Below are 15,205 nucleotides of genomic sequence, written 5' to 3'. Positions count from 1 at the left end.
TTACCCCTTGACCGCGCCGGCCGTGAGCCCACGCAGGAAATACTTGCCAGCCAGTACGTAGACCAGCAGTGTCGGCAGGCCGGCAATCATCGCCGCCGCCATGTCAACGTTGTATTCCTTGGCACCTGTGCTGGTGTTGACCAGATTGTTCAGGGCCACGGTGATCGGCTGAGACTCACCACTGGAGAACACAACGCCAAACAGGAAATCGTTCCATATCTGGGTGAACTGCCAGATAAGGCAGACCATCACGATGGGCGTGGACATCGGCAGAATGATGCGCCCGAAGATGGTGAAAAACCCGGCACCGTCCAGCCGTGCAGCCTTGACCAGCGCATCGGGAATGCTGACGTAGTAGTTACGGAAGAATAGCGTGGTGAACGCCAGCCCGTAGACCACATGCACAAACACCAGCCCGGTGGTCGTACTGGCCAGGCCCATTTTGCCCAGCGTAAAGGAAGCCGGCAGCAGAACAGTCTGAAACGGCAGGAAGCAACCAAACAGCAACAGACCGAAGAACAGCTGCGAGCCCTTGAAGCGCCACATCGACAATACATAGCCATTGAGCGCGCCAATGGCGGTGGAAATAATGACTGCCGGAACGGTTATTTTTATCGAGTTCCAGAAATAACCATCTACCAGGTCCCAGGCCTTTATCCAGCCAATTGCGGTGATTACACTTGGCCAGCTCAGCAGGTTGCCGGTGCCGATGTCTTCGGGGGTCTTGAAGCTGGTGAACAGCATCACCACCAGCGGCACCAGATAAATCAGACAGGCCAGTATCAGCACGGCGTAAATCAGAATACGACTGAAGCTGATGCCCGGTTTGCCAACATGACTAGTCATGGCGTTTGGTCCTCAGCTCGGAATACAGGTACGGCACCAGAATCGCCAGGATCGCGCCGAGCATCAGAATCGCACTGGCCGAGCCCATGCCCATCTGGCCGCGGCTAAAGGTGAAGGAGTACATGAACATCGCAGGCAGGTCGGATGAGTAACCGGGGCCACCGGCGGTCATCGCTGCCACCAGATCGAAGCTCTTGATGGCAATGTGCGCAAGGATCATCACGGCACTGAAAAACACCGGACGCAGGCTTGGCAACACAACGCGCCAGTAGATCATCGGCAAACTCGCGCCATCCATCTGCGCAGCACGAATGATCGATTGATCGACGCCACGCAGGCCCGCCAGAAACAACGCCATTACAAAGCCGGAAGACTGCCACACCGCAGCAATGACCAGGCAGTAAACCACGCGGTCCGGGTCGATCAGCCAGTCGAGACGGAAACCTTCCCAGCCCCACTCGCGCAGCATCTTGTCCAGGCCCAGGCCGGGGTTGAGCAGCCATTTCCACGCCGTACCGGTGACAATCATCGACAGTGCCATCGGGTACAGGTAAATGGTGCGGATCATGCCCTCACGACGGATCCGCTGGTCCAGCAGGACGGCCAGCAGAACACCGATCACCAGGCTGATGGCAATGAACATCCCGCCAAACACCGCAAGGTTCTTGCTCGCCACCCACCAGCGATCGTTATCCATCAGGCGAGCGTATTGCGCCAGACCGACCCATTTGTAGGACGGCAGAAACGTCGAGTTGGTAAACGAAAGCGCGAATGTCCAGAGGATGTAGCCATAGAAACCCACCAGCACGATGAACATGCTGGGTGCCAGCACCAGTTTTGGTAGCCAGCGTTGCAGCGCATCCATTGGCGAGGCTTTGCTGATCGCAGCGACAGAGCTCATCGGGAGTATCCCATCCGGTGTATCGAATCCAGGCCGCAGCCGCGGGTGAAATCAACAGAGGATTTCAGCACCACGAACTGCGGGTACAGGCGGTTCAGAGAGAGTTACTGGGCCGATTTGACCGCAGTGGCCAGCTGCTTGGCTGTCGCTGCAGGATCAGCTGCCGGGTCGTTGATGTAGTTGGTGACCACATCAAAGAAAGCACCCTGCACCGCCAGCGTAGTGGCCATGTTGTGCGCCATGCTTGGTTGCAGGCCACCGGTTTTCGAATCGGCCAGGAAATCCTTGGCAGCGGTTTGCGCACACGAGTCGAAACCGTACTTGCTCATGTCGGACAGCATGTCTTCACGAACCGGGATCGAACCCTTGTTGATGCTGAAGACTTTCTGGAAGTCCTCGCCCATCGCGACCTTGGCCAGATCCTGCTGTGCGGCAGTGGTGCCCTTGTCTTTCTGCTTGAACACCGCCAGCGAGTCGATGTTGTAGGTGAACGCCTTGTCGGTGCCAGGGAAGGCTACGCACTGGTAATCCTTGCCGGCGACCTTCTTGGCTGCGGTCCATTCACTCTTGGCCCAGTCACCCATGATCTGCATGCCGGCCTTGCCGTTGATGACCTTGGCAGCTTCCAGGTTCCAGTCCTGGCCCTTGCCATCGGCATCCATGTAGGTCGCGACTTTCTTGAGCTCGGTGAGCGACTTGACCATGCCTTCACCGGTCAACGCGTCCTTGTCCAGATCAACCAGGGCCTTCTTGTAGCCATCAGCGCCCATGACCGAGAGCACAACGGCTTCGAAGACAGTGCTGTCCTGCCACGGCTGACCACCGTGGGCGAGCGGGATGAAACCGGCTTTTTTCAGCTTGTCGCCCGCAGCGTAAAATTCTTCGAGCGTGGTGGGTGCCTTGTCGATACCGGCTTTCTTGAAGACTTCAGGGTTGATCCACAGCCAGTTGACGCGGTGAATATTCACCGGCACCGCTACGTAATCACCGTCGTACTTCACGGTGTCGGAGACCTTCTTGTCCAGCAGCGAGTCCCATTTTTCGGCCTTGGCGACGTCTTTCAACGCGTCCGTATCAAGCAGACCGGTAGACGCCCATTCCTGAATGTCAGGCCCTTTGATCTGGGCAACACCTGGCGGGTTACCGGCAACCGCACGGCTCTTGAGCACGGTCATGGCGGTGGAACCGCCACCGCCGGCGATGGCGCCGTCCTTCCAGACAAAGCCGTCTTTTTCGACCTGCGCCTTCAGAACATCGACCGCAGCCTTTTCGCCACCCGACGTCCACCAGTGCACAACTTCTACAGTGCCTTTGGATTCAGCGGCAGTAGCGCTCAGAGGGAACAACGAAGCGAGAGAGATGACAACAGCGAGACGTGACATGGAATTCATCGAATTGACCTTTCTTGTTGTTATGCATGAGCAAGTCTGATGCTTGCGCTTCGTGGGAGTCTAACCAAGCCTGAAGCGCCGACAGTAACGAAGGGACGCGCGATTGTCACAGGATGGTGACAATTGAAATCCCGGTGCAATCGCTAGCTAAAAGCCACTGTGCAGCGCGTCATTCCGCAGTTCTCGGCAGGTACAACGTTACCCGCAACCCACCCTCACGCAGGTTCTGCAGGCTGACTTCGCCACCGTGACTGTGGGCAATGTTGCGCGCGATACCCAGGCCCAGACCGTAGCCCTGCTGCTGATTGCCCGCCAGACGGAAATGCGGTTCGAAAACGTGTTCGAGACGTTGTTCGGGCACACCAGGCCCTTCGTCATCCACATGCAGGACGAAAGCCGTGGCGTTATCCTCGACTTTCAGATGAGCGCGATGGCCATATTTAAGGGCATTGTCGATCAGGTTGCCCATGCAGCGCCGCAGCGCCAACGGCTTGCCGGGATAGGCAGCCTGAGCCTCGCCTTGCTGGGTGACACGTCCGTCGCCTTCAACATTCAGCCAGGGCTCGACCAGGCAATCAAGCAGTGCATTGAGGTCCACCGGCTCGATGTTTTCATGAATATCGGTATCTTTGACGCACTGCAGCGCGCCTTTGACCAGCAATTCCAGTTCGTCCAGGTCGCGGCTGAATTTACGCTGCATGTGCTCATCTTCCAGCAGCTCGACACGCAACCGCAGCCGGGTGATGGGCGTGCGCAGATCATGCGAGATGGCACTGAACAACTGACCCCGTTCGGTCAGGTAGCGGCTGATACGGGTGCGCATGGCGTTGAACGCACGGCTGACCTCGATCACCTCGCTGCCGCCGCCCTCGACCACCGGCTCGACGTCCGCGCCCAGTGACATGTCCCGTGCGGCCCGCGCCAGGCGTTTGAGCGGCCGGCTCTGCCAATGCACCAGCAAACCGATGAACAACAGCAAAAACATGCTGGTCAGGACGATGAATGAAACCTGCTGAAGGGGCAGCTCCTGCTCCTCCAGCGAGGTGTAGGGCTCAGGCAGCAGAGAGGCAATGTAAAACCATTCACCGGGCGCCATTTCGATTTGCGTGACCAGCACCGGCGGGTTCACCGGTTCAAGTGTCAGTGCGTAATGCGCCCAGGAACGCGGCAATTCATCGAGCTTCAGGCCGCTGTTGAAAATGCGCAGCTCATCGGGCCGCGCAAACCATACGGTGATGTCCGGCCCATTGCCCAGACGCTGGCGCAATACCTCGCCCACCACGTCCAGCACCGCCTGCTTGCGAGGCGTGGGCTGCATGATTTGCATATCCAGCGGGTGATCGTTGAGCGAGACGACGAAACGGGTCCCGCCCATACTGCGCAGTTGATCCAGCACCATGGGCCGGTAGGCCAGCGGCAATGAGCGAAAGTAACTGACACTGGCCGCCATCGAGTACGCGAGGCTGCGCGCGCTGGTCACCAGCCCTTCGGTCTGTGTGGCGCGCAACTGTGAGAGCCAGATCACACTGGACAGTGTCTGAGCCAGCAGAACCGCCAGTAACGTCAACAGCAGCATGCGCCCCAGCAATGAGCGCGGCAGTGGCAGGCCGGTTCTTTTCGCTCCTGCCACCGGCGAGTTAATAGCCGTTGCCCGCTTGCGAGTTGACGTTCGCGGCCAGCAGATAACCACTGCCGCGAATGGTGCGGATCAGGCGCGGCGACTTGCCAGTATCGCGCAGACGCTGACGCAGCCGACTGACCGCCATGTCGACGATCCGCTCCAGCGGCATCAGCTCACGCCCGCGTGTGGCATTGCCGATAGTGTCGCGGTCGAGAATCTGCTGGGGGTTGTCGAGAAACAGCTTGAGCAGCGCAAAGTCGGCACCGGACAGAATCACTTCTTCGCCGTCATTGTGAAACAACCTGTGACTGACCATGTCCAGCCGCCACTCATCGAACAGGATGACATCGCCGCCAGCACGCTCCTGACCGAACTGGGCGCGCCTCAACAGTGCCTTGATACGCGCTTGCAGCTCACGCGGGCTGAACGGCTTGCCCAGATAATCATCAGCGCCCAATTCCAGGCCGATGACCCGGTCGGCTTCGTCCGAACTGGCGGTCAACATGATGATCGGCACATGCGGCTGGCGCGGATGCTGACGGATCCATTTGCACAGACTGAAACCGTCTTCATCGGGCAGCATCACATCAAGGATCAGCAAATCACTGGGTTCTTCGTTGAAGGCGCGGCGAAAATCAGCGCCATCACCCACCGTGCGCACCTGAAAACCGGCACGACTCAGGTAGGTGTCCAGCAACTCGCGAATCTCCTGATCGTCATCCACCAGCAGGATCGATTTACTGACTGAACTCAAGTTGAGGCGTCCTTGTTTGACGGTGAATCTTTGTTGTTATGGGATGCTGCTCAGATCTGCGAACCGAAGGCCTGTTGCAGAGCGACGCCTGAGCCCATCAGGCCAGGGTACTCGGCGGTCACCAGCCAGACCGGCAGGTTCTTGAAATAGTCGCTCATCACGCCCTTCTCGGCCATGGCGCGCTTGAAACCGCTGTTGATGAAAAATTCAGTGAAGCGCGGCACCACGCCGCCGACAATGTACACGCCGCCCAGGCTGCCCAGGGTCAGCACATTGTTGCCCACCACCCTGCCTAGAAACACACAGAACTGCTCCAGCACGGCTGCGGCTACCGGGTCGCCCGCCAGCGCTGCCGAGGTGACAGCCGCAGGCGACTTGAGCACTGGCTCGATATCGTCCAGGGCGCAACTGACCTGATAGAGCAACAGCAAGCCCGCGCCACTGAGTACCACTTCAGCGCTGACATGCTCATGCTCAGCCATCAGGCGTGTCCATAACAGGGCCTCGCGTGCCGTGCCGATTGGCAGGTCAGCATGCCCGCCCTCGCCCGGCAGCGCCAGCCAGCGACTGCCGTCAAGCTTGATCAGCGTACCGATGCCCAGCCCGGTACCCGGCCCGACCACCACACGCGGCCGATCAGGCTTGCCAGCGCCAGGGCAAACCGTCAGGTATTCATCTTCCTTGAGCCGGGTGATGCCCAGCGCCATGGCGGTGAAGTCGTTGATCAGCAGCAGGTGATCGACTTTCAGGTCAGCGCAAAATGCCTCACGGCTCAACCGCCAGTGACTATTGGTGAACTGGAAAAAATCGCCATCCACCGGTCCGGCAACGGCCAGGCATACGTGGCTGATATCACCGCGCTGCAATTCAAGGTCCTGCAGATAGACTTCGATGGCCTTTTCCGGGCCGGCGTAGTCAATGGTCGGGAATACCCGGACAGAATGCAGCGTGTCGTCTTCCCAAATGGCAAAACGTGCATTGGTACCGCCTATATCACCGACCAGGGCCAACTTCACTTGAGCGTCTCCAGACTAGAAGTAAAGGCGCTGGCACCCTGCTCTGCGGAGCTGAAGGCCATGCGCATGAATCCAAAGAGCTCGCGGCCACAGCCGACACTGTTGTCGATCTGGTTGATGGCCGGCTCTCTGGCGGCCAATTCTGACGCTTCGACCAGAACTTGTAACGTGCCTTTTACGCCATCCACACGGATCACATCACCATCGCGCACCAGTGCCAACGGGCCACCATCAAACGCTTCAGGGCAGACATGAATGGCCGCCGGGATTTTTCCCGATGCGCCCGACATGCGTCCGTCGGTGACCAGCGCCACCTTGAAACCACGGTCCTGCAGAACACCCAGAAACGGCGTCATCTTGTGCAACTCGGGCATGCCATTGCAGCGCGGCCCCTGGAAGCGCATAACGGCGACGAAATCGCACTCCAGTTCACCGGCCTTGAACGCATCGGCCAGCTCCTTCTGATCCTGAAAGACCTTGGCTGGTGCCTCGACGATCTGATGCTCCGGGGCCACGGCAGAGACTTTCATCACCCCGCGGCCCAGATTGCCTTCCATGACCCGCAGACCACCTTCCGGCGAAAACGGACGGGCGACCGGACGCAAAATGTTTTCATCAAGGCTTTCAAGCGGTCCTTCGCGCCAGACCAGCTTGCCATCCTCCAGGAATGGCTCTTTGGTGTAGCGGCTCAAGCCGTAACCGGCCACGGTATTGACGTTTTCGTGCAACAGACCGGCAGCCAGCAACTCACGGATCAGGAACGACATGCCGCCCGCCGCCTGGAAGTGGTTGATATCGGCTTTGCCGTTGGGGTAGACGTGACTCAGGGTTGGCACCACTTCCGACAGGTCGGCCATGTCCTGCCAGGTCAGTTGAATGCCCGCGGCCTGGGCAATCGCCGGCATGTGCAGCGTGTGGTTGGTCGAGCCACCTGTCGCGTGCAGGGCAACGATGGAGTTGACCAGCGAGCGCTCGTCGACGATTTCGCCGATCGGCATGAAGCTGCCGCTCTGCTTGGTCAGACGCGTCACCTGGTGAGCCGCTTCGGCGGTCAGTGCATCGCGCAGTGGCGTGTAGGGATTGACGAACGAGGCACCGGGAAGGTGCATGCCCATGACTTCCATCAGCAGCTGGTTGGTGTTGGCAGTGCCGTAGAAGGTGCAGGTTCCCGGACCGTGATAGGACTTCATTTCCGAGTCGAGCAACTCTTCACGGCTGGCCTTGCCTTCCGCGTAACGCTGCCGTACGTCGGCTTTTTCCTTGTTGGAGATACCTGAAACCATCGGTCCGCCCGGCACGAAGATGGTCGGCAGATGACCAAAACGCAGTGCGCCCATCATCAAACCAGGGACGATCTTGTCGCAGATACCCAGCATCATCGCGGCGTCGAACATATTGTGTGACAACGCAACTGCCGTGGACATGGCAATCACTTCGCGACTGGCAATGGCCAGCTCCATACCCGGCTCACCCTGAGTGACGCCATCGCACATGGCAGGCACGCCGCCGGCAAACTGACCGACCGAACCAATGTCACGTAAAGCCTGTTTGATCTGGGCAGGAAAGTGTTCGTAGGGTTGATGCGCCGAGAGCATCTCGTTGTAGGAGGAGACGATTGCCACGTTGGCGGCGTTCATCAGACGCAGGCTTTGCTTGTCTTCTGGCCCGCAGGCAGCGACGCCGTGAGCAAAGTTGGCACATTGAAGCTTGCCGCGCATCGGGCCATCGCTCGCTGCGCCGCGAATCAATTGAAGGTAGCGCTGACGGGTATCGCGACTGCGGGCGATGAGTCGCTCGGTTACTTCAAGGACGCGGGGATGCATGTGATGAACTCCAGGCTAACGTCTAAGGTCACCCGTAAAGACGGTTCCGGTTTTCGAGCAGTGCCGGGCGGGGAGCAGAACCCTGATCTCGATCAACCGGGAGGGCCTTTCAGGCTTGTAGTTGTAGATAAAACAAAATATTGCCACTAAAAAGGCTTGTTTTCTATTTCTATGAGAATAATCTTGTAATTCCAACAACAAATTCAGAAGGACGGCTGTATGACTCTTCGTATCGCAATCAACGGTTTTGGCCGCATCGGCCGCAACGTCCTACGCGCACTGTATACCCAAGGCTACCGCCAGGACCTGCAGGTCGTCGCCATCAACGATCTTGGCGACAGCGAAATGAACGCACACCTGCTGCGCTTCGACACCGTACACGGCCCTTTCAGCGGCACGGTCGAGTGCGACAAGGATAGCCTGACCGTCAATGGTGACCGTATTTCGGTCAGTGCCATTCGCAATCCGGCCGAGCTGCCGTGGAAGGCGCAGGACATTGATGTAGTGTTCGAGTGCACCGGCCTGTTCACCAGCCGTGACAAGGCCGCAGCGCACCTTACTGCCGGTGCCCGCAAGGTCATTATCTCCGCCCCGGCCAGCGGTGCCGATGCCACCATCGTATATGGTGTCAACCACGACACGCTGCGTCAGTCGCACCAGATCATCTCCAGTGCATCCTGCACCACCAATTGCCTGGCCCCGGTCGCCCAGGTACTGCACCGTGAACTGGGGATCGAAAATGGCCTGATGACCACCATCCATGCCTACACCAACGACCAGAACCTGATCGATGTCTATCACACCGATCCGTACCGCGCCCGCTCGGCGACGCAGTCGATGATCCCGAGCAAGACCGGCGCTGCCGAAGCAGTGGGCCTGGTACTGCCGGAGCTGGCAGGCAAACTCACCGGCATGGCGGTACGCGTACCGGTCATCAACGTTTCGCTGGTCGACCTGACCGTGACCCTGAAGCGTGAAACCACGGTCGATGAAGTGAACGCGCTGCTGAAAGAAGCCAGCCAGCATTCCAAGGTGCTGGGCTACAACGCCCTGCCGCTGGTTTCCCACGACTTCAATCACAACCCGTTGTCGTCGATTTTCGACGCCAATCACACCAAGGTCAGTGGCAAGTTGCTCAAGGTACTGTCGTGGTACGACAACGAATGGGCGTTCTCCAATCGTATGCTCGACAACTGCCTGGCACTGCACAACGCCGAGTAAATTCAGCGTCGCAGCGGGCAGCAGCGTAACGGGCAGCAGCGTAAGATAATTATTTACAGATGCAGGCTTGACCCGACCAAAAGATGAGAAGCATTATCATTTGCTCACATCTCTGGTCGGGCCTCTCTGTGTCGCAGTCACGCTTCAACGATGTCTTTCTGGCCCAGCGCCCGGTTCTGCTACGCACCCTGCAACGCATGGTCGGCAACCAAAACGCTGCCGAAGACCTGCTTCAGGAAACCTGGCTGCGCGTCAGCCGTGCATTGACCGAACACCCCGTCGACCACCTTGAACCCTTCGTCTTTCAGACCGCCCGCAACCTGGCGCTGGATCATTTGCGTGCGCGGCGTATTCATGGCCGGACCATGCTCGAAGATGTCTCACCCGCCCAACTCGAAAGCGTCGTAGCCCAGATGGGCTCGCCTGAGGACGCTGCGCATGCCAAGCGCCTGCTTGAAAACCTGAGTGCCAGCCTGAGTACGTTGAGCCCGCGTCAGCAGAAAATCTTTACCCTCAGCCGCCTCGATGGCCGCAGTTATCTGGAAATCGCTGAGCAGCTTCAGGTCTCCGCCAGTACTGTCCAGAAAGAACTGAAGCTGATCATGGCCATCTGCGTAGGCGTCCTTTCAAGACTTGACCCGCCCTGAACCCTGCCGCACGCTGCCAGAATCTTATCGATACAGTTTCAGGATTGCCGAGGAACACTGTGGCCCCGAGAACCGAACGCCCGCACGCGATTGCGCAGGACGTGTTGAGCAATGCTGCAATGGATCAGGCACTGACCTGGCTGGTCGAACTGGAAGGCGCAGACGCCACCCGGCTTGCCCGTTTTCAGGAATGGCTGAACGCCGATCCGGAACACGCACGCGCCTTCGATAAGGCCCGGACACTTTGGAATTCACAGCCGGTTCAGCACGCCGCCGAAAGCATCGCGCAACCCCGTAAGCCATCGGCGTGGCAGCGTGTCCGTGCGCAATGGAAACTTCTGGCCACTGCAGCGGTGTTGCTGCTGGGGCTGTTCAGTTTCAGCAATCTGCCGCTGCGCCTGCAGGCCGATCACCTGACCATAGTGGGTGAGCGCCAGCGCCTGGAACTGGCAGACGGCTCGAAAGTGCTGCTCAACACCGACTCGGCGTTCTCCAGTCAGGTAGGTGAACAGCGGCGCTCTGCTCGCCTGCTGCAAGGCGAAGCATTCTTCGATGTCAGTTCCAGAGCGGGCGTGCCACTGGAAATCGAAGCCGGACCGGTGCGCATGAGTGCCAACAGCACCGAATTTTCCGTGCGTTATCTGAACGGCGTTGCCCAGGTAAAAGTGCAGCGCGGCGCTGTCGACGTGCGTGCCACACGCGGCGACTCCAGCGTCAGCCTGGGGGCCGGAGAAAGCGTTCGCGTGGGGCCTGCTGGCTTCGGGCATCGTGAAAAGCTTGACCCGCTCAGGGATTTCGCCTGGGTGCAAGGTCGACTGATCTTCGACAACCGTCCGCTGAGCGAAGTGCTGACCGAGCTGCGTCGTTACTATCCCGGCTGGATCATCAGCATCAACCCGCAACTGGATCGTGTGGCAGTGACCGGCAACTATCGCCTGGACAACCCGCTCGACGTGGTGCGGTCGCTGGCACAGATCACCTCGGCAAGCCTTCACGAAATGCCTGCGCTAGTGATTCTCAACTGAAGCAAAGTTTTTTTACTCGATAGCGACTGCCCGTTCGTCTAGTTATAGCCAATGCAACTGATTCTCATTTTGAAACGGTTTGTAAACACTATAACGAGCAACACCCCAGGGAGCGCTACCGATGTCATCCACGTTCACGCCTGCCGCCCAACCACGCGTACGGCTCACGCTATCTCTGCTGACACTTGCAGTGCTGGGCGCCAGTCTACAGACGGTCAACGCCAGTGCTGCCAGTGAAAGCACCCAGGCGGCACGTTCGGCAGGCACCTACAACTTCTCGATTGGTCAGCAATCGCTGGTGTCGGCACTCAATGAATTCAGCCGCATCACCGGCTGGCAGGTGGGCGTGTCATCGGATCTCGCGCAAAATGTCACCTCCCAGGGTGCCCGCGGCAACCTGAGACCTGCGCAGGCGCTGGACACCCTGCTGGCCGGCAGCTCGCTGAGCTATCGCAATCTGGGCAACAACAATGTAGTGCTGGAAAGGCGCACCGCAACCGCCGGCGTCTTGGCCCTCGATCAGATCACCGTCAGCGCCACGCGTCAGGCACAGGATGTCGCCACGGTACCAAGCACCGTCAGCGTGCATTCCCGTGAAGAACTGGACCGCAGCAACGTCAACACCATCCGTAATTTGGTGCGCTACGAGCCGGGGGTTTCGGTGGGCGGCGCAGGCCAGCGCGCAGGCACAACCGGCTATAACATCCGCGGCATTGACGGCAACCGGATACTGACTCAGGTCGACGGCGTGGAAGTCCCCGACAGCTTTTTCACCGGTCCTTATGCGCAGACCCATCGAAACTATGTCGACCCGGAGATCGTCAAGCGCGTGGAAATCCTCCGCGGTCCGGCCTCGGCCCTGTACGGCAGCAGCGCAATTGGTGGGGTGGTCAGTTATTACACGCTGGACCCGGATGACATCATCAAGCCCGGCAAGGATGTCGGCGCACGCCTCAAGACCGGTTACAGCTCGGCAGACGAAAGCTGGTTGAACTCGGCCACTGTCGCAGGCCGTCAGGGCGAGTTTGACGGCTTGCTGCACGTGAGCCAGCGCAATGGTCATGAGACCGAATCCTATGGCGAAACAGGTGGCACAGGCCTGAGCCGCACCGAAGCCAACCCTGAGGATGCGCGCAGCACCAACGTGCTGGCCAAGCTGGGCTGGAATTATACCGACGGTTCGCGTCTGGCTCTGGCCTACGAAAAGTACAAGGACGACCGCGACAGCAACCTGAAAAGCGCAGTCGGCGGGCCGTTCACCAACGGCAGCGGGCTGGGCATGTATCAATCGCGCGAGGGTAACGACACCATCACCCGCGAGCGCTTCGGGGTCGAAAACAGCTTCGCCGTCGACAGCCTGCTGGTCGACGACCTCAAATGGAGCCTGAATTACCAGACCGCAAAGACTGATCAAAGCACCCGGGAGCGGTACTTTCCGTTTTCCCGAGATGTCATTCGTGATCGCGACACGCACTATCAGGAAAAGCAGTGGGTATTCGATGCCCAACTGGACAAGGCATTCTCTATCGCCAGCACGGACCATGTGCTGACCTACGGTACGACGGTAAAGCAGCAGAAAGTCACCGGGCTGCGCAGCGGCAGCGGGACCTGTGCACGCGTATTCGGCTCCTGCCGCGTGGTCGGTGCAGACAGCCCGAGCGACCGTCTGGCCGCGACGAGCGATTTCCCGGACCCGACCATCACCAGCTATGCGCTGTTCGCCCAGGATCAGATCAGTTGGAACGACTGGACCTTCATGCCCGGCGTGCGTTATGACCACACCACACTCGACCCGAAGTTCACGCCAGAATTTCTCAGGTCGGTCAGCCTCGCCGACCCCGGTCAGGGCGACGACGAAACGCGGACATGGCATCGCTTGTCGCCCAAGTTCGGTGTGACTTATGCACTCAGCGACGCCTACACCTGGTACGGCCAGTATGCCGAAGGTTTCCGCACACCGTCGGCCAAGTCACTTTATGGACGCTTCGAAAACCCGACGGCAGGCTACGTGGTTGAGCCCAATCCGAACCTGGAGCCGGAAACCAGCAAAAGCTATGAAACCGGTTTACGCGGTCGCTTCGAATCGGGCTCGTTCGACATCGCGGTGTTCTATAACAAGTACCGTGACTTCATCAACGAGGACGCCATCACCCCCGGTTACAGCGAACTCACGTTCCAGTCCAACAACATCAAGCACGCAACCATGAAGGGCGCGGAATTCAAAGGGCGCATCAATCTCGACAGCATCGGTGCGCCAAACGGTCTCTACAGCCAGGCATCGGTTGCCTACGTGCAGGGCCGCAACAACGATACAGGCGAGCCAATCAACAGCGTCAACTCGCTGACCGGTGTGATCGGCCTGGGCTATGACCACAATGACTACGGCGGCCTGCTGAGCTGGACGCTGGTCAAGCGCAAGAATCGCGTGGATGACAGCAATTTCCACACGCCGGACGGCACCTCCAGTCAATTCAAGACCCCAGGCTACGGCATTCTGGACCTGAGCGGCTACTACAAGGTCAGCAACGATGTGACCGTCAATGCGGGTCTGTACAACCTGACCGACAAGAAATACTGGCGCTGGGATGATGTGCGCGGCTACGACGGCGTGGGCGAAGCTGGTGTGACGGCGCCCGCTAATCTGGATCGCCTGACCCAGCCGGGACGCAACTTCAGCGTCAACGTGGTGTGGGACATCTGAACCCGAAAGTAGCGTAAAACCCGTCGCCGAGTACATCGGCGGCAGGCTTTTTTTACGCTTTCGGGTGCAGCTATTCGTCTATTCAACAAGCCCCCTTTTTCAGCAAGGAAGAACTCGATGACCCTTGATCAGAACCGACCGACTCTGCGTTCGCAACGCCTGAGCCAGATCACCCACGCGCCACACGAACAGCTCGACAAGGCGGTCAAGGCACATGCGCCGTTTGAAACCCTGGCCAGCTACGCTCGCTTCGTGGTTGCTCAATACCTTTTTCAGACGGAATTGCAAAGCCTGTACAACGAGCCCGCGCTAGGGGCGATCATCAACGACCTGCCGGCCCGCTGCCGCGCAGAACAGGCCGGAGCGGATCTTGCCGACCTGAACATGGACCTTCCCCTGCCGGTAGCTGGCGCAGTAAAAGCGCCGAGCACCGCAGAAGCGCTCGGCTGGCTATTTGTCTCCGAAGGTTCCAAGCTGGGTGCTGCATTCCTGATCAAACGTGCCGAAGCCTTGAACCTGAGCCACAGCTTTGGCGCCCGGCATCTGAGCGAGCCTGCCGGAGGCCGCGCAGCAGGCTGGAAGACCTTTGTCAAGACGCTTGACGAGCTGTCGCTGACCGCCGAACAGGAAGCAGCACTTGATCGAGGCGCCATTGCCGCATTCGAGCGTTTCAATGTCCTGCTGCAATACGCCTACGCCGATGCCCCGGTTGCAGACATGGCACAGGCATGAAAAAGCGCCCGGTGCTGTTAAGCTGGCCGGGCTCCCCGAACCTGCCTGTAGAGACCATGACGTACAAACCACCCGGCTCAAGACTCTCGCGCCTTTTATACGGCATCCTCGCCTACGTCGCCCTCGGCATAGGCATTGTCGCGATCTTCATTCCCGGCTTGCCGACCACCGAGTTCATTCTGCTGGCGGCCTGGGCGGCGACACGCAGCTCGCCGCGTCTGAATGCCTGGCTGGAAAACCATCTTGTGTTCGGCCCGATTCTGCACAACTGGCGCAACGGCAGACTGGTCGCCCGCAAGGCCAAGATCAGCGCCACCATCAGCATGCTGGTCTGCGCCGTGGTGATGCTGAGCCTGATCGGCCACGCCTGGTGGCTTTATCTGGCTCTTACCGGTATGGCGCTGGGTAATCTGTGGATATGGTCGAGGCCGGAACCGGACAAGATCGGTCGTTGAGCGCAGGCATGATGCGAGCTGCACCCTGCACGAGGCTGAACCGTCCGGTCGCGAGGAGTGTCAGACTGAACA

General features: G+C 59.2%; 13 protein-coding genes. 6 read left to right on the top strand and 7 right to left on the bottom strand.

The genetic code is table 11. The annotated features are described in order from the left end of the window. From FFH21_RS06145 to edd, 7 genes are all read right to left on the bottom strand, one after another. Positions 1-846 carry a carbohydrate ABC transporter permease gene (locus tag FFH21_RS06145; protein ID WP_004656028.1) on the bottom strand — a complete coding sequence of 282 codons (846 nt, stop codon included), beginning with the start codon at positions 844-846 and terminating at the stop codon, positions 1-3. Further along, positions 839-1,747 (bottom strand): carbohydrate ABC transporter permease, encoded by a 909-nt coding sequence (locus tag FFH21_RS06140; RefSeq protein WP_011167944.1) that lies wholly within the window; start codon positions 1,745-1,747, stop codon positions 839-841. The genes FFH21_RS06145 and FFH21_RS06140 overlap by 8 nt, the downstream gene beginning before the upstream one ends. 104 nt (positions 1,748-1,851) lie before the next feature. Then, positions 1,852-3,138: an ABC transporter substrate-binding protein gene (locus tag FFH21_RS06135; protein WP_138858488.1), complete on the bottom strand. Its 1,287-nt coding sequence runs from the start codon at positions 3,136-3,138 to the stop codon at positions 1,852-1,854. Between the two features lie 169 nt (positions 3,139-3,307). Beyond that, positions 3,308-4,714 (bottom strand): ATP-binding protein, encoded by a 1,407-nt coding sequence (locus tag FFH21_RS06130; RefSeq protein WP_004666131.1) that lies wholly within the window; start codon positions 4,712-4,714, stop codon positions 3,308-3,310. Between the two features lie 61 nt (positions 4,715-4,775). Further along, positions 4,776-5,513, bottom strand: a complete 738-nt coding sequence (locus tag FFH21_RS06125; protein WP_011167942.1) for a response regulator — start codon at positions 5,511-5,513, stop codon at positions 4,776-4,778. 50 nt (positions 5,514-5,563) lie between these two features. After that, positions 5,564-6,529 (bottom strand): glucokinase, encoded by a 966-nt coding sequence (locus tag FFH21_RS06120; protein ID WP_011167941.1) that lies wholly within the window; start codon positions 6,527-6,529, stop codon positions 5,564-5,566. After that, positions 6,526-8,352 (bottom strand): phosphogluconate dehydratase, encoded by a 1,827-nt coding sequence (edd, locus tag FFH21_RS06115; RefSeq protein WP_004656012.1) that lies wholly within the window; start codon positions 8,350-8,352, stop codon positions 6,526-6,528. The genes FFH21_RS06120 and edd overlap by 4 nt, the downstream gene beginning before the upstream one ends. Before the next feature lie 219 nt (positions 8,353-8,571). Between edd and gap the strand changes: the two genes are divergently transcribed. The 6 genes from gap (at position 8,572) to FFH21_RS06085 (ending at position 15,133) form a co-directional block, all read left to right on the top strand. Beyond that, entirely contained in the window at positions 8,572-9,573 is a 1,002-nt protein-coding gene (gene gap / locus FFH21_RS06110; RefSeq protein ID WP_002552314.1) for a type I glyceraldehyde-3-phosphate dehydrogenase, read from the top strand. A 128-nt stretch (positions 9,574-9,701) separates the two neighbouring features. Further along, on the top strand, positions 9,702-10,220 hold the full coding sequence (locus FFH21_RS06105) for an RNA polymerase sigma factor (protein WP_002552313.1): 519 nt from the start codon (positions 9,702-9,704) through the stop codon (positions 10,218-10,220). A gap of 59 nt (positions 10,221-10,279) precedes the next feature. Next, the gene (locus tag FFH21_RS06100; protein ID WP_011167939.1) at positions 10,280-11,245 is read left to right on the top strand and encodes a FecR domain-containing protein; all 966 of its coding nucleotides are present in this window, start codon (positions 10,280-10,282) and stop codon (positions 11,243-11,245) included. A gap of 121 nt (positions 11,246-11,366) precedes the next feature. Beyond that, positions 11,367-13,946 (top strand): TonB-dependent receptor, encoded by a 2,580-nt coding sequence (locus FFH21_RS06095; protein WP_011167938.1) that lies wholly within the window; start codon positions 11,367-11,369, stop codon positions 13,944-13,946. Between the two features lie 117 nt (positions 13,947-14,063). Next, on the top strand, positions 14,064-14,678 hold the full coding sequence (locus tag FFH21_RS06090; protein ID WP_011167937.1) for a biliverdin-producing heme oxygenase: 615 nt from the start codon (positions 14,064-14,066) through the stop codon (positions 14,676-14,678). Beyond that, entirely contained in the window at positions 14,675-15,133 is a 459-nt protein-coding gene (locus FFH21_RS06085) for a YbaN family protein (RefSeq protein ID WP_011167936.1), read from the top strand. Before FFH21_RS06090 ends, FFH21_RS06085 begins: the two co-directional genes overlap by 4 nt. The last annotated feature ends 72 nt before the right edge of the window (positions 15,134-15,205 follow it).

The sequence above is a fragment of the Pseudomonas sp. KBS0707 genome, from assembly GCF_005937945.2.
Taxonomy (GTDB): domain Bacteria; phylum Pseudomonadota; class Gammaproteobacteria; order Pseudomonadales; family Pseudomonadaceae; genus Aquipseudomonas; species Aquipseudomonas amygdali.
Note: the sequence above shows the minus strand (reverse complement) of the source record. Positions and strands in the feature narration are given on the sequence as shown.